Annotated in this window: 20 protein-coding genes and 4 pseudogenes; 8 read left to right on the top strand and 16 right to left on the bottom strand. The window is 67.0% G+C overall.

The genetic code is table 11. The features are described from left to right. The first annotated feature begins 48 nt into the window (after window positions 1-48). From ACZ6MA_RS33150 to ACZ6MA_RS33160, 3 genes are all read left to right on the top strand, one after another. Window positions 49-2,952: an NACHT domain-containing protein gene (locus tag ACZ6MA_RS33150; RefSeq protein ID WP_469438533.1), complete on the top strand. Its 2,904-nt coding sequence runs from the start codon at window positions 49-51 to the stop codon at window positions 2,950-2,952. A 40-nt stretch (window positions 2,953-2,992) separates the two neighbouring features. Further along, on the top strand, window positions 2,993-3,763 hold the full coding sequence (locus ACZ6MA_RS33155; protein ID WP_469438535.1) for a transposase family protein: 771 nt from the start codon (window positions 2,993-2,995) through the stop codon (window positions 3,761-3,763). Window positions 3,764-4,133: 370 nt separating this feature from the next. Further along, window positions 4,134-4,688, top strand: coding sequence for a hypothetical protein (locus ACZ6MA_RS33160; protein ID WP_399935543.1), 555 nt, complete (start codon window positions 4,134-4,136; stop codon window positions 4,686-4,688). A 61-nt stretch (window positions 4,689-4,749) separates the two neighbouring features. Here the strand turns inward: ACZ6MA_RS33160 and ACZ6MA_RS33165 are convergent, their stop codons facing one another. Next, a complete protein-coding gene (locus ACZ6MA_RS33165) occupies window positions 4,750-5,058 on the bottom strand; it encodes a transcriptional regulator (protein WP_399935546.1) in 309 nt (102 codons plus the stop codon). Continuing rightward, complete coding sequence (locus ACZ6MA_RS33170) at window positions 5,058-5,468, bottom strand: hypothetical protein (RefSeq protein WP_399935549.1); 411 nt, start codon at window positions 5,466-5,468, stop codon at window positions 5,058-5,060. The genes ACZ6MA_RS33165 and ACZ6MA_RS33170 overlap by 1 nt, the downstream gene beginning before the upstream one ends. 75 nt (window positions 5,469-5,543) lie before the next feature. Here ACZ6MA_RS33170 and ACZ6MA_RS33175 point away from each other — a divergent pair. Continuing rightward, a pseudogene (locus tag ACZ6MA_RS33175) lies at window positions 5,544-5,843 on the top strand (DUF6009 family protein); the annotation flags it as partial. Window positions 5,844-6,288: 445 nt separating this feature from the next. Here the strand turns inward: ACZ6MA_RS33175 and ACZ6MA_RS33180 are convergent. Continuing rightward, a pseudogene (locus ACZ6MA_RS33180) lies at window positions 6,289-7,126 on the bottom strand (IS5 family transposase). 442 nt (window positions 7,127-7,568) lie between these two features. On the opposite strand from ACZ6MA_RS33180, the pseudogene ACZ6MA_RS33185 reads away from it, so the two are divergent. Then, a pseudogene (locus ACZ6MA_RS33185) lies at window positions 7,569-8,416 on the top strand (IS5 family transposase). Window positions 8,417-8,470: 54 nt separating this feature from the next. Here ACZ6MA_RS33185 and ACZ6MA_RS33190 read toward each other — a convergent pair. Continuing rightward, window positions 8,471-8,698 (bottom strand): annotated as a pseudogene (locus ACZ6MA_RS33190) (transposase); the annotation flags it as partial. Between the two features lie 68 nt (window positions 8,699-8,766). Between ACZ6MA_RS33190 and ACZ6MA_RS33195 the strand changes: the two are divergent. After that, complete coding sequence (locus tag ACZ6MA_RS33195) at window positions 8,767-9,720, top strand: LysR family transcriptional regulator (protein ID WP_469438538.1); 954 nt, start codon at window positions 8,767-8,769, stop codon at window positions 9,718-9,720. A gap of 9 nt (window positions 9,721-9,729) precedes the next feature. Here ACZ6MA_RS33195 and ACZ6MA_RS33200 read toward each other — a convergent pair whose 3' ends face one another. From ACZ6MA_RS33200 to ACZ6MA_RS33220, 5 genes are all read right to left on the bottom strand, one after another. Then, window positions 9,730-10,206 carry a GNAT family N-acetyltransferase gene (locus ACZ6MA_RS33200; protein WP_469438540.1) on the bottom strand — a complete coding sequence of 159 codons (477 nt, stop codon included), beginning with the start codon at window positions 10,204-10,206 and terminating at the stop codon, window positions 9,730-9,732. Between the two features lie 38 nt (window positions 10,207-10,244). Beyond that, the gene (locus ACZ6MA_RS33205) at window positions 10,245-11,720 is read right to left on the bottom strand and encodes an NF041680 family putative transposase (RefSeq protein ID WP_469438542.1); all 1,476 of its coding nucleotides are present in this window, start codon (window positions 11,718-11,720) and stop codon (window positions 10,245-10,247) included. A 525-nt stretch (window positions 11,721-12,245) separates the two neighbouring features. Continuing rightward, window positions 12,246-13,045 (bottom strand): IS5 family transposase gene (locus ACZ6MA_RS33210; RefSeq protein WP_469438572.1). Its coding sequence is split into 2 segments (ribosomal slippage): window positions 12,246-12,706 and window positions 12,706-13,045, totalling 801 coding nucleotides; the frame shifts between segments, so codons are not numbered across the junction. An 87-nt stretch (window positions 13,046-13,132) separates the two neighbouring features. Continuing rightward, window positions 13,133-13,378: a hypothetical protein gene (locus ACZ6MA_RS33215; protein ID WP_469438544.1), complete on the bottom strand. Its 246-nt coding sequence runs from the start codon at window positions 13,376-13,378 to the stop codon at window positions 13,133-13,135. A 162-nt stretch (window positions 13,379-13,540) separates the two neighbouring features. After that, window positions 13,541-14,017, bottom strand: coding sequence for a hypothetical protein (locus tag ACZ6MA_RS33220; RefSeq protein ID WP_469438545.1), 477 nt, complete (start codon window positions 14,015-14,017; stop codon window positions 13,541-13,543). A gap of 543 nt (window positions 14,018-14,560) precedes the next feature. On the opposite strand from ACZ6MA_RS33220, the gene ACZ6MA_RS33225 reads away from it, so the two are divergent. Both ACZ6MA_RS33225 and ACZ6MA_RS33230 read left to right on the top strand, forming a co-directional pair. After that, window positions 14,561-14,692, top strand: a complete 132-nt coding sequence (locus ACZ6MA_RS33225) for a hypothetical protein (RefSeq protein WP_469438547.1) — start codon at window positions 14,561-14,563, stop codon at window positions 14,690-14,692. Window positions 14,693-14,704: 12 nt separating this feature from the next. Beyond that, window positions 14,705-15,160, top strand: a complete 456-nt coding sequence (locus tag ACZ6MA_RS33230; protein WP_469438549.1) for a hypothetical protein — start codon at window positions 14,705-14,707, stop codon at window positions 15,158-15,160. 49 nt (window positions 15,161-15,209) lie between these two features. Here the strand turns inward: ACZ6MA_RS33230 and ACZ6MA_RS33235 are convergent, their stop codons facing one another. The 7 genes from ACZ6MA_RS33235 to ACZ6MA_RS33265 all read right to left on the bottom strand — a co-directional run bounded on the left by ACZ6MA_RS33235 (window position 15,210) and on the right by ACZ6MA_RS33265 (window position 19,518). Continuing rightward, window positions 15,210-15,635, bottom strand: coding sequence for a hypothetical protein (locus tag ACZ6MA_RS33235; RefSeq protein WP_469438551.1), 426 nt, complete (start codon window positions 15,633-15,635; stop codon window positions 15,210-15,212). Window positions 15,636-15,728: 93 nt separating this feature from the next. Further along, entirely contained in the window at window positions 15,729-16,313 is a 585-nt protein-coding gene (locus tag ACZ6MA_RS33240) for a hypothetical protein (RefSeq protein ID WP_469438553.1), read from the bottom strand. Between the two features lie 125 nt (window positions 16,314-16,438). Then, window positions 16,439-17,233, bottom strand: a complete 795-nt coding sequence (locus ACZ6MA_RS33245) for a phosphotransferase family protein (protein WP_469438554.1) — start codon at window positions 17,231-17,233, stop codon at window positions 16,439-16,441. Next, window positions 17,230-17,679 carry an NUDIX domain-containing protein gene (locus ACZ6MA_RS33250; protein ID WP_469438555.1) on the bottom strand — a complete coding sequence of 150 codons (450 nt, stop codon included), beginning with the start codon at window positions 17,677-17,679 and terminating at the stop codon, window positions 17,230-17,232. The genes ACZ6MA_RS33245 and ACZ6MA_RS33250 overlap by 4 nt, the downstream gene beginning before the upstream one ends. A 649-nt stretch (window positions 17,680-18,328) precedes the next feature. Next, on the bottom strand, window positions 18,329-18,763 hold the full coding sequence (locus tag ACZ6MA_RS33255; RefSeq protein WP_469438556.1) for a hypothetical protein: 435 nt from the start codon (window positions 18,761-18,763) through the stop codon (window positions 18,329-18,331). 56 nt (window positions 18,764-18,819) lie between these two features. Continuing rightward, window positions 18,820-19,215: a DciA family protein gene (locus tag ACZ6MA_RS33260; RefSeq protein ID WP_469438558.1), complete on the bottom strand. Its 396-nt coding sequence runs from the start codon at window positions 19,213-19,215 to the stop codon at window positions 18,820-18,822. A 9-nt stretch (window positions 19,216-19,224) separates the two neighbouring features. Beyond that, window positions 19,225-19,518 (bottom strand): hypothetical protein, encoded by a 294-nt coding sequence (locus ACZ6MA_RS33265; RefSeq protein WP_469438559.1) that lies wholly within the window; start codon window positions 19,516-19,518, stop codon window positions 19,225-19,227. Window positions 19,519-19,904: the final 386 nt, after the last annotated feature.

Raw genomic sequence — 19,904 nt, forward strand, 5'->3', positions numbered from 1 at the left:
AAGATGGACGACATCGGTCAACTTCAGGCTCCGGAGCGGAGGTAGGGCGTGAACGATGATCCGCTGGCCGAACTCTCCATGAGGCTACGCACGCTCAGAACCCAGCGAGGGCTGAGCATGGGCGGACTGCAGCAGCGGTCTTCGTTGGGCAAGACCACTGTCAGCCAGGCACTCAACGGCAGCCGAGTGCCGTCGGAAGCAACCGTGGTGGCGCTGGCCCAAGCCTTGGGCACACCGGCCGAACCGCTGTTAGTCCTGCGTCAACACGCGTGCCCTGCTCCCGTGGACCAGGCCGCGCCACGTTCAAGGCCGCAGGTGCTGGTGCCGTTCGAGGAACGCTATCGGCGCTACGTGGCAGATCAGTACGGGCATCTGACGGTGGTGGGGCTCGACCTGGGCAGGCCCGACCGCGGATGCTGGCCGCTCGATGCTGCATATCTGAGCCTGGAGCTGGCGCAGGCCTCGGACGACTGGCAGGTCACGAGTGAACGCGAGATCTCCTCGGCCGTCGTACGGCGCGCGGAGCAGGCCCTTTCCGGACAACGCCGCGTGCTGCTGAAAGGGCTCGCCGGGAGTGGGAAGACGGCATTGCTGCAGTGGCTCGCGGTGACCACGGCCACCAACACCCTCCCGGAGAAACTCGCCGGCTGGCACGGGCGGACACCCTTCGTCCTCCCCCTGCGGACACTGATCAGGCGCGGCCCCCTGCCCCTGCCACACGAGCTCCTGGGGGCGACCGGCTCACCCCTGGCCAGCACGCAGCCGGACGGCTGGGCCGACGCCGTCCTCTCCGACCGGGCCCTCCTCTTGGTCGACGGAGTAGACGAGGTGCCCCAGGAGCATCGGCAGGCGACCAGGCAATGGCTGGAGGCGCTCTTGGCGGCGTACGAGAGCCTGCATGTGGTGGTCACGACCCGACCCTCGGCCGTCCCGGAAGGCTGGTTGGCGCATCGGGGGTTCACCGAGCTGGCAGTGCGGCCCATGAGCGCAGCTGACACCCGGGTGTTCATCAGCCGCTGGCACACCGCGGCCCGCCAGAACGCCGGCAATGATGCGGAACACGAGCACCTGCGGGAACTCGAGACGGCCCTTCAGGCCACCGTGCGGGCGCAGCGCGACCTGTCACAGCTGTCGACCACGCCCCTGATGTGCGCGCTGATCTGCGCCCTTCACCGCGAACGCCGCGGCCACCTTCCCCGTGGCCGGATGGAGCTTTACCGTGCCGCACTATCGATGCTGCTGGTCCGCCGTGACCACGAGCGCGGTATCCGCCTCCCCGACGGCATCCGGTTTACCGAGGCCGAGAGCACCCGGCTGCTCCAGCGGCTGGCGTACTGGCTGATCCGCAATCAGCAGACAGAGATGGACCGCGCCACCGCTCTCGCTCTCCTGGCCGACGCACTGCCAGCCATGCCGGCCGTGGCCGCCCAGGGCACCGCAGAACAAGTTCTCGAGCACTTGATCAGCCGCACCGGTCTGTTACGGGAACCCACCGCCGATACTGTCGACTTCGTCCACCGCACTTTCCAGGACTACCTCGGCGCCCAGGCAGCTACCGAAATCCGCGACTTCCCCCTCCTGGTCAACCACGCCCACGACGACCAGTGGGAAGACGTCATCCGTATGGCCGTCGCGCACGCCCGCCCCCAGGAAGCCGCCGCTCTACTGACCGATCTCATCAATCGGGGAGACCAGGAAGCGACACACCAGCCGCGCCTGCATCTGCTGGCAGCCGCAAGCCTGCACTACGCCACCGAAATCAACCCGGCCGTCCGCAACCTGGTCGAGCAGCGCGCCGGCACACTGCTGCCGCCCCGCTCCCCCCAAGAAGCCGATCAGCTCGCCGGGCTGGGACCCGGGATACTGGACCTGCTGCCACGCAGTGCGCACGGACTGCACGGCGACGAAAGCAGCGCCGTCATACGCACTGCGGCCACCATCGGCGGCGAGCAGGCCTACGCCGTGCTCCAGCAGTTCGCCTCGACGCTACCGCCGGCGAGGCAGAACTCGTCTCCCGACCACGAGCTGTGCGCGGCATGGGCGAATTTCGATGCGCAGGAGTACGCCCGCGACATTCTGCTCCCCCGCCGTACGAGTTCGCAGTCTCCCGGCCTTACCGTGCGCACCCGGGAGCAGGCCGACACACTGCAGCTTCTCCACCCCATCCGACAGATCACCTTCCGCGGAGACTTCACCGCCAAAGAGATCGCATCCCACCTATCACCTGAGCACACACGGCTCCTGCAGATCTTCGAAGGCCAGGAACTAGAGAATCTTCAGTTCGTCCGTGACCTGCCCGTCCTGAACAGCCTCTCCCTATCTGGGTGTGCGCGGATCAATCATCTGAAGGACCTGGCCGGCCTTACCCTGCCTCGTCTAGGACTGCTGCACGCACCCGAGTCCTTCTGCTTCGAGAGCCTCGCAGGCTTGCCCGGCCTCACCCATCTCTCCCTCTACACCATTCTGCCCTGGAGAAACCTGCACCGCCTAGCGGCACCCGAGGGCCTCTCATCGCTGGCTTTCGGCGGCTGGATCTCATCGTCGATCACCGGAATCACCCGCTTCCCCCGCCTAAGCAGGCTCATCGTCAACCACCTGCTCGATGAAATCGAATGGGAAGAAATCGCAGCCCTGCCCCACCTGACCGACCTCTGCCTCGGCGAATGCGACCTCGGCAAAGCTCCCCACATGCCAAGCCTCCAACGACTATCACTCTCTTCAGAACGCAGCGACCTGCGCCTGGGCCTGCTCCCTGACCACTTCCCCAACCTCGGTCACCTCTCCCTCAACTGCCGGAACTGGGTACCCGACCTCACCCTTCTTCAAGAGATCTCAGGACTACGCATCACCCTCAGCAACACACAGCAGGCGATCGGCCTCAACGCTTTTCCACCCGGCGCGGTCCGCATCCATCCCCGCCCCCGAACACCACCCACAGGACCACCCGTCTAAAGCGTGTTGCAGAACGCTGTGGATCGGGCATTTCCCTTGTATGTGTGGGGCGTTGAGGGCTGAGCCGTTGTGGGTGGAGACGTTCACGGGTCTGCGGATGCGGCAGTTCGAGCGGCTCCTGAAGGTCGTGCGGGAACGCGGCGGAAACGGTCCCGGCGGTGGCCGGCCGTGGTGTCTGCCGCTGGCAGACCGGGTGCTGCTGGTGGCCGTCTACTACCGCACGAACCTCACCATGCGGCAGCTCGCCCCGCTGTTCGGCTGCTCACCGGCGACGGTGTGCCGGGTCGTCCAGCGGCTGCGGCCGCTGCTCGCGATCGAGCCGGCCGCACGCCCCGCCGACGCGGTCGACCGGTTGTGGATCGTGGACGGCACCCTGATCCCGGTCCGCGACCGGAAGGTCGGAGCATCCTCACGCAACTACCGGTTCTCGGCGAACGTGCAGGTCATCATCGACGCCGACACCAAACTGGTCATCGCCGCGGCCCGGCCGGTGCCCGGCAACACCGCCGATGCGAAAGCGTGGCGGGACTCCGGCCTGGCCGACCAGTGCGACGGCGTGACCGTCCTGGGTGACGGTGCCTACAGCAACACCGGACTCCTCGTCCCGCACCGCAAACGCCCCGGGCGGGCTCTGCTGCCCGGCGAGGAAGAAGACAACGCCGAACACCGACGGGTCCGGGCCCGCGTCGAGCACGCCTTCGCCCGGATGAAGCACTACAAGATCCTCCGCGACTGCCGCCAGCGCGGCACCGGTCTCCACCACGCGGTCCAGGCCGTCGCCCACATGCACAACCTCGCCCTCGCCGCATGACCAGACCGACCCCAAAACGGACCCTGACCTGCCCGGACACGACCTTCTGCAACACGCTTTAGGAGTGGTCGCAGCTTGAGTCCAATGGACCGCGGCCCCACCTCATCTTTGGCACGCCTGCGTGATAGAGGCACCCTTGCGCAAAAGCGCAACTTACGGAAATGTCCAGCACCGATGAAAGGCTAACCCTTTCTCTTTTTGCGACTCAATTTATTAGGCGCTACTGTCTCCGGCAACCTCCCTCGACGGGGCAAAACCCTCTGAGGACCCATTCAATGTGCGAGGAAAGGCCCTGTGCAGCCAGCCACTGTGTCGGCCCCCAAACCTCACCGGGCCTCGTCTCGTGCGCATTACGCATGAAGGACTGTACGTGAATCGCAGCACCACGCGTATCCGCATGACTGTAATCTCTGCCATGTTGGCTGGAGCTGTCGCCATCACCGGTATCGGCACTGCACACGCCGCCGAGATCGGGAACTCTGACAACAATTCGAGCGCCGCTGTCGACGGTGAGGCCACCGCTGAGCAGGTCGATGAGCTGGCCCGTTACCTTGAGGCCATCATCGACGGAAAGATCAAGGACGCTGAGGGGAACTTCGACTACGAGAAGACTCGCGCAGAGTACGGCGTGGCATTTGCCGACGCCATCGCCCATGAACTGGACGCCAAGGCGCATGAGTCCGAGGAGGCCGCCACCCGCAGCTACACCTCGTGCCTGCTCAAGGCCGTCGGTCTCGGTGGCCTGGGCGGAGCGACCTCGGCCATCGTGGCCAAGCTGAAAAAGCGTCACTTCCAGGACGCCGCCCGTCTTATCATCAAGGAAGCCGCTAAGCGAGGCATCAAGGTGGGCGTCAAGGGCGGGATCGCCGGCATGGCTGCCCAACTAGGCGCCGCCTCCGTCTGGTGCGCCACGCCATGGGCCTGACCACAGCAATATCTCCTAGGTAGGCAGGGGCGCGGACGGGCTTCCGCGCCCCTTCTCCTGCCTACTGATCACCAACTACGGACCGCAGATGTTTCAGATAGCCCTCGAACTGGTCCCGGCCCTTATCGGACAACCGGACGTGAGTGCGCACACGACGCCCCCCATCCCGCAACTTGGCCAGCTCCACCACCCCTGCATCCTCAAGTATCCGAAGCTGCCGTGACAGCTCCGGCGAGTCCAGGTCCAACGCCTCGCGCAGGTCGGCGAACGAGGCGTTGTGGACGCGGCGCAGCGTACCGAGCACCGCCAGGCGCACCGGTGAGTGCATCAATGTCGTCAGAGCTTCTCGGTGCTGTCTGCCGTCGCCCATCAGGCCCTCCACCGGAGCGCGAGGTACACCAGCAGCGCCAGCGCGGGGGCAGCAGCGGGCGCCACAATGCCCACGGTCGACTCCGGCGTGTCCCAAAGGACATTCCCGGCTGGGAGCCCAAGCAGAACACCGGCGGAGAACCCGAGCCTGCTCTCGAAGCGCGAGTGGGGTCGGCGTATGGGCCGCTCGTGATGAAAATAGTTCCATCCGGCCACGATGGCCAGCGTGGTGAGACAGGCCGGTACGCCGACAACGAGGGGCACTCGCCGGTCGGCGGCCGCCCACAGGATGGCGAAGACGGCAGCAACTGAAACGAGTCCTACCGCTCGCTCACCCGCGGAGGCAGACCTGGCCAGGACGGGCGCGCCTTCAGCGGCCGCGAGTTGCTCGGCGGCGGTCTTCCGGTCCATCAGGGCGTTCCCCTCCAATGTCATCGCACAGAACCTTGGTTGCAATATTGGCACTCGGTTGGCAATCCTGCAACTTTGCCCACCCGCCGCGGCAAGCCCGCCTACCACCGCGACGGACGCATGGTCGGCAACGCGCTCCTCGGCCCCGCCGCCAAACCCTCCCACTCGTCCGGAACCTTCCGCCGCCGTGTCTTCTGGTTGCTGCCGCACGACCGCGACAGCGACCCTGACGGTCTGTACGCCACCGGTGCCCCAGCCGAGGCTGTCGATCCCCGCACCTTGGACCCGCGGGTCAAGGGCAGCAAGACTGAACGGCCCGAAGGAGGACCGCCTTCCACTGCAATGCGCGAACTGGGCATAACGCTTCCGCTGTGACCGCCCGCTCGGGCCGGAGCGGACGGGAGGCGGGACACCGCGACGTCCGTTTCATGCAACAGTCTCGCTGTGCGATTTTCTGATCACCCGCTGTCAGTGGTCTCTGCAACATTCGCCGCAGCCCCGGCCCACGCCATGGTTGCGGCAAGCCGCCGCTTTCCCAGGACAGCGAGGAGAGACCTGTTCACGTCCTCGCCCTGGTCCGAGGGGTGATCGAAGAGGCGAACGACCCTCGCGCGGACCGCTACCGGTACTTCAAGTCGCTCTTCGGGCCGCGTTGCACGAAGCGGCAGCGATCTGCTGCGGTCTGCTGGAACCCGCAGGCACGGATTCGCGGGCCACGGCGGCCGGGCTGGACCTGTATGACCGACACCTGCGCTACCTCCCCGTTATGGCGGCCAAGTAACTGAGCGTTTGGTCCTGTGATTCGTGTTTGGTTCCTGACTCAGGTGTCGCGCCAGTTTGGGGTGGATTCGTTGGTGATGCGGCGGCTCATGAGGTCGATCATCGCGAGGTGAATCATGGCTTCGGAGCGGTGCGGGTGGGTCTCGTAGTCACGGGCGACTGCGGTGGTGCATGAGCCAGCCGATGCTGCGCTCGATGGTCCACCGGCGCGGAATAATCGTGAAGCCCTTGACGCCGGGAGGGCGTTGGACGGGGTGGACGTCGATGCCCAGGCGGGCGCCGTGATCGATGGCCGTGGTGCGGTAGCCGGCGTCTACCCAGGCCTTGCGGATGCGCGGGTGGTCGGCGGCGATGCGGGACAGCAGGTGGACGCCGGCCGCGGTGTCGGAGACGCTGGCGGCGGTGACCATCACGGCCAGCAGCAAACCGAGCGTGTCGCAGCCCAGGTGGCGCTTGCGGCCGATGATCCGCTTGCCCGCGTCTGTGCCCTGGTCCTTGAGCTGCACGTTGGCGGAGGTCTTGATGGTCTGGGAGTCGAGCACACAGGCCGAGGGTTCACCATGGTGCCCCTCCTGCTCGCGGACCAGGCGCCGCAGCAGCCCGGTGAGCTGCTCGAACACGCCGTCCTGCTGCCACTTCGCGAAGTAGCCGTAGACCGTGGCCCACGGGGCGAAGTCGTGTGGCAGGTAGCGCCAGGGGATCCCGGTGCGGTCCACGTACAGGATCGCGTTCATGATCTGTCGTAGGTCATGCCCGGGCGGGCGCCCGATGTCGAGGCCGCGGCCCCGGCGCTCGGCCCGCCAGGCGGTAAGGACCGGTTCGATCAGCTCCCAGCGGGCGTCGGAGAGGTCGCTGGGATAGCCGCCGCGCGAAGTCATGTTTCCGATGTACCGCGCAGCGGCCGGCCTGGCCAGCGGGCGAAGGGTCATGGGCCGGGACGGCTTGGGATGAGACAGGAGGTGCCGGAACGAAACAGGCAACTGCCGCCACATCAACGGCCAGTCGTCTCACTGCCCCCTTCAGCCTCCGGGCATCGGGACCGGAAAACCGCAACACATCTCCCCGAGACAGGACCAAACGCTCAGTAAGAGGTCGTTTTCATCTTGGATGCCTGTGTATCTGCCGATTTTCGGTGTGCGGGGTGGTGGTGATGTTGAGGCTAGGGGTGCGCTGGAGGTCTGCTGGCCGGATGGGGTGACAGGTGGGGCGGGATACAGCTTGTGCCTGTCTCATCCCAGGATGCCCGGCCTTCGCGGCTGTGCTTCCGTCGTCATTGCCGTACGCCTGGGCGCACTCGGTCCGGGGCGGTACGTCAAAGGCATGCCTGCGCGACGCTCGTATCCGAGTGATCTGTCCGATGCCCGCTGGGAGTTGATCGAGCCGGTGCTGTCGGCCTGGCGTTTCGAGCGCCGGGGCAGAGCGCTGGACTTCGGCCGCCGCCGGAGCACGAGCTGCGCGAGATCATGGACGCGATCTTGTATGTGGACCGCACCGGCGTTCAGTGGCGCTACCTTCCGCACGACTTCCCGCCCTGGGAAACGGTCTACGGGTACTTCGCGAAGTGGGCGAAGGAAGGCGTGTTCGCCCAGCTCAACGGCCTGCTCAGGGCACTCGTGCGGCAGAGGGAAGGACGGGATGCGGAGCCATCGGCCTGCGTGATCGACGGACAGAGCGTCAAGACCTCCACCAGTGTTCCCGTCTCCAGCCAGGGCACCGATGCGGGAAAGAAGATCGTGGGCAGGAAACGGAGCATCGTCATCGACACGCTCGGTCTCCTGCTCGCGGTGCTGGTCACCGCGGCCAGCGTGCAGGACTCCGTGGCCGGCACCCAGCTCCTCGGCCAGGCCGCCGCCGAACACCCCGGCATCCGCAAGGTGTGGGTCGACGGCGGCTATCGCCAGCACCTCGTCGAGCACGCCGCGACCCTCGGCATCGACATGGAAATCACCGCACGCACCCCCGGGGCCAGGGGGTTCACCCCGATACCCAAGCGGTGGGCGGTCGAGCGGACCTACGGATGGCTGATGCTCCACCGCCGCTTGGCCCGCGACTACGAGGCTCTTCCCGCACGCTCCGAAGCAATGATCCACCTCGCCATGACCGACCTCATGGCCCGCCGCCTCACCAACGAGAACACCACCTCCTGGCGCGATCCAAAACCATCATGAAGCCGCCAATTCCGGGATGAAACACTGGGATAAAACGACCTCTAAGAAGTCATCTCATTTGGTGAGTCTGCGGTAGCAGATGAGGGTGAAGGCGATGCTGGTGAAGGCCTGGAAGTGGGCGGCTTTACGCTCGTAGCGGCGGTGGAGGCGGCGGCAGCCGGCGAGCCAGGACATCGTTCGTTCGATGGTCCAACGGTGCCGGCCCAGCCGTTGTGAGGTCTCGATGCCCTTGCGGGCGATGCGGTTTCCCTTACTCAAGACAATGAGGTATCTCCGATAGTGAGATAGGGATTCCCTTTCACTACTCCGGGGGTTGATCGGTTTATGATCAGCGTCGGAGGTAGCTCATCATGCGCGTGGAACAGTTGGAATACCTGGCGGCGGTCACCCGGCTGGGGTCGTTGCGCCGCGCCGCAGAAGAACTGCACCTGTCACAGCCGGCGTTGAGCGAGACGCTTCGCAATCTGGAGCGAGAACTAGGGGTGAACCTTCTGGAGCGCAAGCGTTCGGGGGCGAAGATCAGTGAAGGAGGGCGCGAACTGCTGCCGCATATCGCCGGGGTGCTTGAGGCGGTCGACCGCCTCCGCGAGGCAGCCGACGAACAGCATCACATAAGCCGCACGCTGCGGCTGGGCACGGTGAATGCGGCTACCGTTACACTTCTGGCGCCGGCCATCCGCGAGTTCGGCGCCGCCCATCCTTCGACCCAGGTGGAAGTGGTCGCTGACCGGCAGGACGGTATCCATCAGCATCTCGCTGAGGGCGGCTTCGACCTGGGGCTGGTCAGTTACCTCCGAGATGACGACCCTCCCCCCGGCCTGCACACCACAGAACTGCTGCGTGGACGCCCGGTCGTCTGCGTCCGCCCTGACAGTCCGCTGGCTGGGCTTCAAACGGTCACCATCACCGATCTGCTGACCCAGCCATTGATCGTGATGCGCTCCGGCTATGTCATGCACCGTTACATCCACCGGCTCCTCAAGGGCCGTACACCGTTCTTCTCGTACTCGGCCGATGGTGCCGAAATGGGCAAGCTGATGGTCGCCGAGGGGCTCGGCGCCACCGTCCTGCCCGACTACAGCGTGCAGGGAGATCCCCTGGAGCGCAGTGGCGCGATCATCTACCATCCGCTGGCGGACGACACCACCGAACTCCGTGTCGTCATCCAGCGACGACGCACACACTCAGTACCAACGGCGGCCCGGGACCTGCACGCCATACTCGTGCGCCGAGCCGCAGAACGCCGCATGCGCAGAGTCTCAACGCCCCCACCTGACCTATCGGGGACCGGGAATCCGCGTTAAGCTTGTTGTTTAACCTCCGGCGGCTGTGACGTCGCGGAGTCGAGTGCTCGGGCAGAGGTAGAAGAGTTCGGGATCTCCCTCGTCGAGGCCGTGGAGCAGACCGACCGGGTGCCAGCTGGCGCGTTGTAGTAGTTGCTGCATGGGGTGGTTGGAGACGTTGGTTGATGTGAACAGCTTGGTGGTGGTGCATACGGTCTCGACGGCCGTGAGGAGACGTGCGCCCACACCTCGTCGGCAGGCGCTGGGGGCGACCATCAGCATGGTGACGAAGCCCTGCTTGAAGAAGCTGTACTCCAGCACGCTGTAACCCAAGGGTCCGGATGAGTCTCGGGCCATGAGGATCCCACCCTGTTCGCACCAGTGCCGGATGTTGTCCCGTCGTGTGTGGTCGCCTGCTGCCGCGACAGAATCGATCTTGGCTAACGCGGCCCAGTCCGATGGGTCTGCGCGGTCCACTTGAAGCCCGCTGAGGTTCTCGACGTCCATGGGTGCATCGTGCCAGCGTAGGGGCGGTTGGTGCTCGCCTATTGGTTTCGGCGGGGCTTGGTTCCCTTCTTGTGGTGTGCGGGGCGGCTGTATGCCTCGCCGGTGGCGAGGACTCTTCCCACGTCGTGTCGTGGGGCCCGGCGGTGATTCTTCGATCCCGGTGGCCTTCCGGGGCCAGGGCGGGACGGTTTCGGTGCACGGGCTGGTGAGCCGGCCTTCGCGTGCAGGTTTCTGAACCCTCTGCGGACGCGGGCGGGTGTCAGCTTGTTCGGCTCGGTGGGCTTCTCCCAGGGCCTGCGGAGGTCGGTGGCCAGTGGGCGGGCGAGGCGGAGCTGGGTGTAGGCGGCGATCACCAGCCACGTCCACCGGTCCGCCGCCTCCGGGCTGCGGAGTCGGGGCTTGGTCCAGCCGAGTGTCTGCTTGAACAGGCGAAAGGTGTGCTCAATGTCGAAGCGGCGGAGGAAGGACTGCCAGCAGCGGTCGACGCCCGCGATGGTGGCGCCGCTGCCCGACCACCACAGCCATACCGGCTTGTTGACCCCTCCACTGGGCAGCTTCTCCACGACCAGACGGATCACGGTGCCCTCGATGATGGGCAGCGGCCCATCGTGGTCGAGCCACGCGGCCCGGCGGGTCAGCCGCGGGTGAAGCCGGTCCCACGCTTGCGCGGTCGCCGTCCCATAGAGCCTGGTGTCCGTGGCCGTCACGGCCTGCTCGGTGCCCCAGGTCGTGGGGTCGCCGAAGACGAACTCGCGCCCGTGCTTCGGCGGCCGCCCGCCTTGGGGATAGGACAAGGCGTACTCCTTGAGCGAGGGCGTCGGCCGGCGCATCACCCGGTCCGATCGCAGCCGGCCGAGGATCTCGATGGGCAGGTCGCCCAGCAGGTGGGCGATGCGCGGGGCGTCGTATCCGGCGTCGAGCACGACCAGGACCTCCAGGTCGCCCGGCCGCCACTGGCCGGCGGCGACCAGCCGCTCGACGACCTCGCGGATCTGCCCCGTGGTCACCGCGGCGACGTCGGCGCCGGGCTCCAGGCGGACCGCGTCCAGCACCGCCGTCCAGGACGTGCGGCCACTCTCCAGCGCGACCACCACCGAGTACGGCCAGCCCGGCACCATCTGGTGTTTGCCCTCACCCCGGCCGAACGTGTGGCAGAAGGCCCGGTCAGCACAGGTGTTGGCGTCCGGCCGCAGCCACGGCGAGACGTCGACGGCCAGGACGATCCGGCCGTCCGCCGCCCTTGGCACCGACACCCCGGCCAGGCCGCGACGCAGCCGCGCTATGTCGATCCGGCCCTGGTTGAGTCCGCCGTACAGAGCCCCGTGCCCACGGCGGTGTTCCGGCGCGAGCGCGAGATCGACCAGCGTCCGCACCGGCCCCTCTGTACACAGCAACGCGTCGCACAGTTCGAACAACGCGTCGCCCCGCGCGGTCAGACTCGCGTACAACTCCGCCCGGAAGCGTGACACTTCCGCGAACGCATCCCGCAGGACGCCCTGATACCCCAAACTCACGACCACGGCCTTCGCGCTAGTTCCTCTGCCTCTGTGACGGAGCACAGGATCAGGCGAAGGCCGCCTTCGCGTCCGCTGAACTGCGGAAACGCTGGTCAAGTTCGAGTCGCGTTCGACGCCAGACCTTAAATGGCAAGTTAAGAGCCTGTTTTCGATCCTGAGCTGCGCGTTTGCTCGGCTCAGGATTCGAACGGTGGCTACATGAACACGACGACGTCACTGCCGTTGAGGACGTAAGGGAATGAGAACATCCCTGCGGCCGCAGGCCGGAGGGATGTTCTCACGGCGTTGGCAGTGAACATGCTGGCGGTCTCCGTGTGCCGCGTTGCGGGGACCACCTGTGTGGGTGAAGGCAGATCGTCTGCTTCGCGCCAGTTTGTATATATGACGAGCACCCAAATAGGGGCTATGAGGATGACGGGCGAGCCTTGCCGTCACGGCACTAGTGCCTGGCGTCTACGCCACCTGCGGTAAACACCGGTCTTCACCAATGGCCTAGGACTGCTGCTGGGCTTAGAAGTCATCTCATTTGGCGAGTCTGCGGTAGCAGATGAGGGTGCAGGCGATGCTGGTGAATGCGAGGAAGTGTTCGGCCTTGCGTTCGTAGCGTCGGTGGAGGCGGCGGCAGCCGGCGAGCCAGGCCATGGTGCGTTCGATGGTCCAGCGGTGGCGGCCCAGTCGTTGCGAGGACTCGATGCCCTTGCGGGCGATGCGGTGTGTGATGCCGCGCTGACGTAACCATTTCCGCAGGTGGGCGTAGTCGTAGCCCTTGTCGGCGTGGAGTTTGCCGGGCTTGCGGCGTCGCGGTCCGAGGCGCGAGCGGATGGGCGGTATGCCGCGGACGAGGGGCTCGAGGGCCTGGCTGTCGTGGAGGTTCGCCCCTGAGATTCCGACGGACAGGGGCAGACCGGTCTGCTCGGTGATCAAGTGGATCTTCGATCCGAACTTGCCCCTGTCGACAGGATTCGGACCCGTCAGGTCCCCCTTTTCAGGGCCCTCATGTTGACGGAGTCGATCGCGCAGCGGGACCAGTCCAGCTCGCCGCGGGCGCCGAGCTCGTCGAGGACCAGGCGGTGGAGCTTGGCCCACACCCGGACCTTGCTCCACTCGGAGAAGCGCCGATGGGCTGTTGCACCCGACGGCCCGAACGATGCCGCAGGCAGCTGCTGCCAGGTACAGCCCGAGGTGGCGACGAACACGATCGCGGCGAGCACTTCCCGGTCGCCATGCCGACGCCGGCCACCCCCTTGAGGCCGCGACGGCGCCTCCGGCACCGCCCGCTGGAACAGCACCCACAACTCATCCGGCACCAGCCGCTCAACAATCCCCACCACGGCCGACAGCCTACCCAATACGCCAAATGAGACGACGTCTTACAGGGCGAAGCGCTCAGTGAAATCGGCTCTGCTGGATCAAAGGTCCCCGTTCATCCAGGTCAGGATCGTGAGGAGGGTCCACATCGCGGCAAAAATCCAGTCGAATCCCGACTTCCAGCGCCGCAACACGGTACGGGTGATGATGATGGTGGCGATGATGCCCGCTCCCCCCGCCCAGTGCAGGACACGGCCGGTAGCGGCAAGAGCGTCATTGTGCCGGACGTCCTCGACGAACAGACATAGGAAGCCGAAGAAAGCCGTGAGCAGAAGGGTTCCGATCACGGTCTCAGTGCGGTTTCCGGGCGACGAACCGACGGCAATATCGGAATGAGTAGGGCGCGAGGGTTTCATAGGTGGAGGCCTTTCCGCAGCCGACGGCGATGAACAGATGAACAACCGAGGGGCCGAATACGGGGAGCGTATTCGGCCCCTACGGCTTATGCGTCAGATGTGGTCGTGGACGTACTTCCATATCTGGTACTGAGTTTCAGCACCCACAGCCTGCCAGGCCAGCTTAATCGGGTTGTACCAAGGCAGGCCGTTGACCCAGTTCCGGAAGGTGTCGAACTTGCCGGCTGCCTTCTTTGCCGCCTTGACGACGGACGGACCAGCCTTCTTGAGCAGATTCCAGAACGTGCTGATGGCGGACGCACGGGCGGCGATGCGCTCTTCCTGGGTAGCGCTGCCGTCGGCGACAGCATGCAGGGCGGCCTCGGCTTCGGGGGCGAGTTCGGCGCGGAACTTGGGCACATTCAGCAGGGTTCGGGCTTCGGCGGCTCCGAACTCAGCCCCGGCCTCCGCGGCGGCGACGAGGTTCTCAGTGCGGTGATGTTCAACAGCCGAAGCGGCCGGCTCCGCAACACTAAAGGCGACTGCGGCCATCGCGGTGGCCGCACTTACTCGCAGAATATTGCGCTTCACGCAAATTCTCCTTACGTCTTTTCACGCAACGTGAAGCGGCCGTATCTTTTGACAGAAATACGCCGCTTTCACGCCCTTTAGGTTTACTTGATCACGGGCTCAGCGAACGCGCCGTGAAGCAGCTCACAATGCGGCATCGGAATTACCTTCAAAGCGATAGGGTTTCCCTTGAGTCGTACAGCTGCAAAATGGAACTCAGGTGGCTTCTAGCCGTTCCTGAAAGACCACCCTAGAACCATCTGAAAGGGTTCCGAGACGGGCTCTGACCCCACCCGCCACTGGTATTACGTGCTCACACCACCCGGCACCGCCGCTCGGTGGGCCGTACGGGGCATCGATTGCCTAGGACCCGATCACTATCTCGGCGTACCAACCCCACACCACGTCGAGCCGCCGGGCAGCTACTGGTTCCTTGCCGCACCGCACGACCGCGGGGCCCTCTGCTAGCCCCAAGCCGTTCGGATGTTGGTCCAGAACGACGCAACGAGGCCCCGGTGTCCCATCTCTGACCCACGGTGCGAAGTAGCCGTCGGCCCTCTGCCCATGGAGGTCGCGGACGACCGGTACATCGTGACCGCGGCCGGAGTCGGCAAGGCGAAGTACCACAAGCGTGGATGGGTGAACGACCCGTACGTGACCCTCGACGTCTATCCCCTTCCTCTCGGCCAGAGCTGACGGGAGCCTCCGATGCGCTACTTCCGCGAGTCGATGCAGAACACCATGGGTCTCTGCCAGTACAACGTGCGGCCCTTCACCCACCCCGAGATCGACGCCATCGAGGAGTACGACGACCAGGTCACCCTCCTCGCACACTTCGATCTGGAGACCCTGATGGCCGACGTCGATGCCGACAACACCGCCGACGCCTTCCGGCGACGGGCCGAGGAACTGACCCGCTGGCACAACGCCCTCACCCGGCTCCTCACCGACCCCCGGCTCAAGAACACCGGCGACGACCAGGAGCCCTACAGTCCCGCCGTCCGCCGCTTCCTCAAGGGTGCCGCCGGCGACTACCACCGCCACCGGCACGGGTACGAGTACGCGGTGACCGTCTGGGCTCTCGGACTCCAGGCCCCGACCAGCTACCCGCCGGAGACCCGCCACCTGAACGTGGCCAACCGGGAACTCAGGCTCTGGGAGTGACTTTCTACTTTGCACCGTGGGTCAGAGATAGGACACCGGGGCACGACTGTCAGCCCACACCCGACGGTGCACCCCGGCCTTGCTGCTTGAGGCCCGGGGCGCACCGCTCCCGGATCTTCGTCGGCCCGGCAGCCGAAGCCGAGGGTTCCGGCACGGCGGGGTCGGCTTCGGCGGCCGTTGATGGCGACGGCTTCGTGGCGCCGGACGCGGGCGGTCGGACGCACACCGATCGGACTTGCGCGCCCGGGACCTTCTGGTTGACGGCCGCGACCAGCCGCGGCGTGGCCCAGCGCCGCTTCGCGCCGTAGGCGGGCGCGTCGGGAACGCCCTCCAGGCGGCCGGTGTCCGCGCCGAACGCCACGGTACGGACGTGCCCGGCCAGCTCGGGCGCGGCCGCAGCGATGATGTCGTCGAACCGGGCGAGCACGCTGCCGCCGATGATCGGGGCGGCTATGCCGCACTCGGTCATCATCATGCTGATCGCGGCGCCGAGATCGATGGGCCCTCCCCCGCACGCACAGGAGTGGTCCTCGGTCGTGGTCGGCGTGAGAGCGTGCCCGGCACCGAGTCAGTATCGGCTGTAGCGGCTCAAGCGTGAACGGGCGTCCTTTTCGCTCAGCCCGAGAGCCGTGGCGATCGCTTCCCACGGCAGTTCGCCGGCCCGTTCATCGGCCTGTGCGTTGTACGCGGCGATATGGCCGATGCGGCCGGTAGTGCGTTCCAGCGCCGCTACGGCCTTCAGCGCGGCCACCGGCGCTTCCATGGCCAGCGTGTCCAGGTGATCGTCCACCCGTTGCAGCAGGTCTTCCAGTTCGGCGGGCAGCGGCACCGAGCGTGCCTTGACCTCGCTGATGTGCTGTTCCCAGTCGCCGCGCGGGCCCGAGGTATCCATGCCGTGCCCGTCGTCAATCACCTGCGGCCAGGCGATCGGGTACTGGGGCGTGCCACGCCAGCCGCACGAGCGCGAACCTCGTAAACCGGCCGCCTCGGGTGCACCGTGCTTGCCGTCGTACACCCGCCAGTCACTGGTCGGCGGCATACCTCCGGCGCTCCCGGAGTCGAGGTAGACGGGCTTGGGGTCGCTGCCATCGGCAAGGACAGCCCCCGGCCGCCCCTCGTGGAACGACCCGAACTCCTCGGTCTGCCACCCCATGGTTTCTCCCTCGCGTGATCGGTACGACATCTGCGCCCGACAATGCCGCAGTGGCGAGGCCGATGACCGGCGAACACCCGAATCGGTCCGGCCTCCCGGCACCTCCCGGGCTCGTGGAGCCGGTGTCACCCGCCGCGGCGGGTGACGGACCCGGTGAATGGGGAGGCCGGGTCGGTGTCGCCGGTTGCGAAGGCCGCGTCCGCAAGCTGGTGGATGTGCCAGTAGAGGACGAGCCGCTGGTCGGTGGCTGGACCGTTTTCGTGGACGAGACTCAGCACTGGTGTGGGGTCTGTCAGGCCCAGGCGCACTGCGAGGCGGGCCAGGTCGGAGAGCGGGTCGCCGGATGCGGCGAGTTCCCAGTCCAGCAGCAGCCGGTCCCCGCCCGGTACGGCGATGAGGTGCCCGGGCTGGAGGTCGTGGTGCAGGAGCCGGGGCTCGATGTCCAGGGGTGTGCTGTCCAGCTCGTGGTGGAGTTCCGCGGCGGCGGCCAGGCGGGGAGCGGCGGCCGTGTAGGCGTTGAGGCGGTCGTGGAGGTAGGCCGTCCAGGTGAGGTGCCGGCGGCCGTGGGCGAGACGGCCGGCATGGGGGCCTGGAATGCGGTGGATGGCCGCGAGCGGCGCGGCGAGTTCGTCCAGGAGCCGGTCGGGTGGGACGGCTGTTGCGTGGAGGGCGGTCTGCCCGGTCCAGGCTGGTTCGTCGGCGAGGCCGGCGTGCAGCAGCCGAGGGGCCGGAACACTGTGTTCGGCGAGCAGTGTGAGGGCGGCGGCCTCGTTGGCGGCGCGGGCGGGGTCGCCGTAGCGCTTGAGCACGTAGGGGGCTGATCCGTCGGTTCCGGCGATGTGCCAGACGCGGTTGGATTGTCCGGTGGTGATCTCGCGGGCGCCGTCGGGGACGGTGCCGTTGATCGCCGGGATGGTCATGCGACGTCGCCGAGGTAGTCGGCTGGTGGCTTGGTGCTGGCCAGGGCGGCGATGGGCTGGCGCAGCGCGTGAGGCAGCAGGTTCAGGGTGGCCACTTGGTCCAGGGGTACCCATTCCAGACCGGTTTGGAGGTCGTCTTCGTGGTGGCCGCCGAGCTGGTGGGGGTCGCTGGTGGGGGTGCACGCGAAGATCGTCTCGATGCGGTGGGTACCGGCTTCGGTGTCCGCGTTCTGGTGATGAGCACCGATGTATTCGCGCAGCCACAGTATCCGGTCCACCCGGACGGTGAGGCCGGTCTCCTCGTGTACCTCGCGTCGCACAGTTTCGTCGAGAGGCTCGCCCGCCGCCCGGCAACGCCGCAGCAGCCGCGCGCGGACGCGGTACCGAACGAGGGGGGCCCGCTTCTGCGGCGTTCGCTGCTTCCTGCCCCGCTTCTGCTTCGACATGAGCAGAGCCTAAAGATCCCAACCGGCATCGCGACAGACCGCGTTCACCGCCTGACCGCGCCCCCGTCAGTCCGCCGACGGCGTTCCGCCCGTTCCCGTTACGTCTCCGCCGCTCCCGGCTACACCCTCGCCTCCACTGCCCTTCCCTCTCCCCCTACGGCTCACCTCCGCCTGCGCGGAGCGGACGCGTTCCTCGACCGCCTCAAGGCGCATGGACGCGGCTCACCTCCGCCTGTGCGGAGCGGACCCTTCGCGACCTGGGGCGTTGTGGGGGCTTTGCTAATTCGTGACTTCAAGGAACGGGCTTCTGCGTCCATCGAATCTGATCGCTTGCCTCATGGCGGCTGTTCAGTGGTTCCGGACCAAGAGCGCTGGCAAGGCGAGGACTGGGCAAGCGTCCTGGCGTCCCCCTCGCCGGAGGCCAGGCCGCCCGTTCCCCTCCGCTGGCGCGGAGCGGACACAGCGGCGGCGGAACGCATCCAGCTCGATCGCTTCCATCGGCAGCATCAACGGCTCATCCAAGTCTGCCCTGCCGAGCACCGGCGTCTGGATCCGTCGCTTGTCCGTGCGCACACACTCCCCCGTCCCCTACCGCCAACACATCTTGTCACCAGCCGAGTGCACCAAACAGATCGCCTCTCGGCTCGACTCAGGCCGTACGCCCCAGCTGCGATGCCCTCGCCGCCCTGCCGATCACACCGTCCGCGGCCTGCCCCTTCCGGGCAGCGCGCCCGGCCCGTGCCCGGCGCAGGGCGGCCGCCTCGGTCGCCGCGGCCTGAAGGCGCCGCCGACCGCGAGCCTCCTCGATCGGTGCCAGCCCGCCGTCCGCATCCGGCTCCGGGTCGGGAAACGCCCTGAAGCTGAGTTCGCGCATCGCCCTGGTCTGCCGTTCCACCGCCTGCGCGATGCCAGGGTCCACGCGTCGCGCAAATGCGGCGGACCGGTGCGCGGCGAGTGCCTGGTGGAAGCCGGGCGAGGCCATCTCGCGCGTCTTCACCGCCGCCTGCGGGGCATCCTGGGCAGCGGCCAGGGTCGGGGTGGTCCGGGGCGCGGGCGCGGCGCCGATGGCCAGGACCCGGATCATGCGTACAGCGTCGGTGCCGGCCGACGTGTTGGCCGCGGCAACGATGCGGGCGCTGATCAGCCGCAGCTGGGTGGCGTAGGCGGGGAATCGGGACGCAGGTCGAGCTGGCCGGTCTCCGGGTGGAAGGCGACGGCCTGGACGTGGTCGAGCAGCCGCGGCGAGATGGCGGCCGCAATCTCCGGCCAGTGGTCCAGCACCGTTCCGCCGGCGGTCGGGAGTTCCCAGGCCCGGTCGGCCATCAGGCCCTGGAGCACGGCAGCGAACCCGCTCGGCTCCCGCCCGTCGCGCTGAACGACGCGGGTACAGCGGCGGCGCGGGGCGCGGGCCTCGCTGGCGCCGCGCTTCATTGCGGCCTCGCGGGCCTGGTGCAGCGCGACCCGGGCCAGGTCGACGCCGGACAGCTCAGCACCAGCGCCGGCGGGCTGCTCGATGGGCATAGTCGTCTCGGTCATCTCGGCCTCCTACCGGCGTCCGTACGTCATCAGTGAGCTGCGGGCGCCGCTGGCCAGCTGCAGACCACGGCGCACCAGGCCGGACCCGTAGAGCTTCTCCGCGCCCTCCCGGCCCATGGCGTCAACCGCCAACGCGATCAGCGAGGTGTCGCCCAGCAGCAGCCGGTCCTGAGCCTCCTCCCGGGCCTGCGCCACCTCGACGTCCTCCAGGTCCTCCACCCCGGACACCTCCGGCAGGACCTCCGCCTCCGGTACGACGGCTTGGGGCTTCGGGGCGAAGGCGGCTGCGAACGTCTGGGGCACCCGCCAGTCACTCGGGAATCTCCCAAGTTCCGAGAGGATGGCCAGATGACCGGTCACCACGAATCTACCGGACCAGATCCCACGCTGAACAGCGATTCGATGCGCCGGGTGACGCAGTATCAGACGGCGGGCGTGATCGCCCGGTTGAGACTGTTCGCGCTCCTGGAGCGCCAGGCGTGCCCGCGAGCGAGGCGGGCGACCTGGTGGCCGGGGCGCAGTGCGAGGTGGTGGTGCTGGACGGCATGGCGCCGGCTTCTCGGGGTGTGCTGTGTTCGCGGACGGCTGGGACTAATAGATCATCTCATTTGGCTGCACCGGTATTTTGTGGGTCATGGTGGGGATCGTTGAGCGGCTGGTGCCGGACGAGTTGTGGGAGTTGTTCCAGC

The sequence above is a fragment of the Streptomyces sp. NPDC042259 genome, assembly GCF_055582085.1.

Excerpts from the sequence above, each read along its gene's own strand:
- ACZ6MA_RS33155 (WP_469438535.1), top strand. The coding sequence starts at position 2,993 with ATGTGTGGGGCGTTGAGGGCTGAGCCGTTGTGGGTGGAGACGTTCACG.
- ACZ6MA_RS33165 (WP_399935546.1), bottom strand. The coding sequence starts at position 5,058 with ATGGGCGACGGCAGACAGCACCGAGAAGCTCTGACGACATTGATGCAC.
- ACZ6MA_RS33170 (WP_399935549.1), bottom strand. The coding sequence starts at position 5,468 with ATGGACCGGAAGACCGCCGCCGAGCAACTCGCGGCCGCTGAAGGCGCG.
- ACZ6MA_RS33195 (WP_469438538.1), top strand. The coding sequence starts at position 8,767 with ATGCGCGTGGAACAGTTGGAATACCTGGCGGCGGTCACCCGGCTGGGG.
- ACZ6MA_RS33200 (WP_469438540.1), bottom strand. The coding sequence starts at position 10,206 with ATGGACGTCGAGAACCTCAGCGGGCTTCAAGTGGACCGCGCAGACCCA.
- ACZ6MA_RS33225 (WP_469438547.1), top strand. The coding sequence starts at position 14,561 with ATGGAGGTCGCGGACGACCGGTACATCGTGACCGCGGCCGGAGTCGGC.
- ACZ6MA_RS33230 (WP_469438549.1), top strand. The coding sequence starts at position 14,705 with ATGCGCTACTTCCGCGAGTCGATGCAGAACACCATGGGTCTCTGCCAG.
- ACZ6MA_RS33235 (WP_469438551.1), bottom strand. The coding sequence starts at position 15,635 with ATGATGATGACCGAGTGCGGCATAGCCGCCCCGATCATCGGCGGCAGC.
- ACZ6MA_RS33240 (WP_469438553.1), bottom strand. The coding sequence starts at position 16,313 with ATGGGGTGGCAGACCGAGGAGTTCGGGTCGTTCCACGAGGGGCGGCCG.
- ACZ6MA_RS33245 (WP_469438554.1), bottom strand. The coding sequence starts at position 17,233 with ATGACCATCCCGGCGATCAACGGCACCGTCCCCGACGGCGCCCGCGAG.
- ACZ6MA_RS33250 (WP_469438555.1), bottom strand. The coding sequence starts at position 17,679 with ATGTCGAAGCAGAAGCGGGGCAGGAAGCAGCGAACGCCGCAGAAGCGG.
- ACZ6MA_RS33255 (WP_469438556.1), bottom strand. The coding sequence starts at position 18,763 with ATGATCCGGGTCCTGGCCATCGGCGCCGCGCCCGCGCCCCGGACCACC.
- ACZ6MA_RS33260 (WP_469438558.1), bottom strand. The coding sequence starts at position 19,215 with ATGACCGAGACGACTATGCCCATCGAGCAGCCCGCCGGCGCTGGTGCT.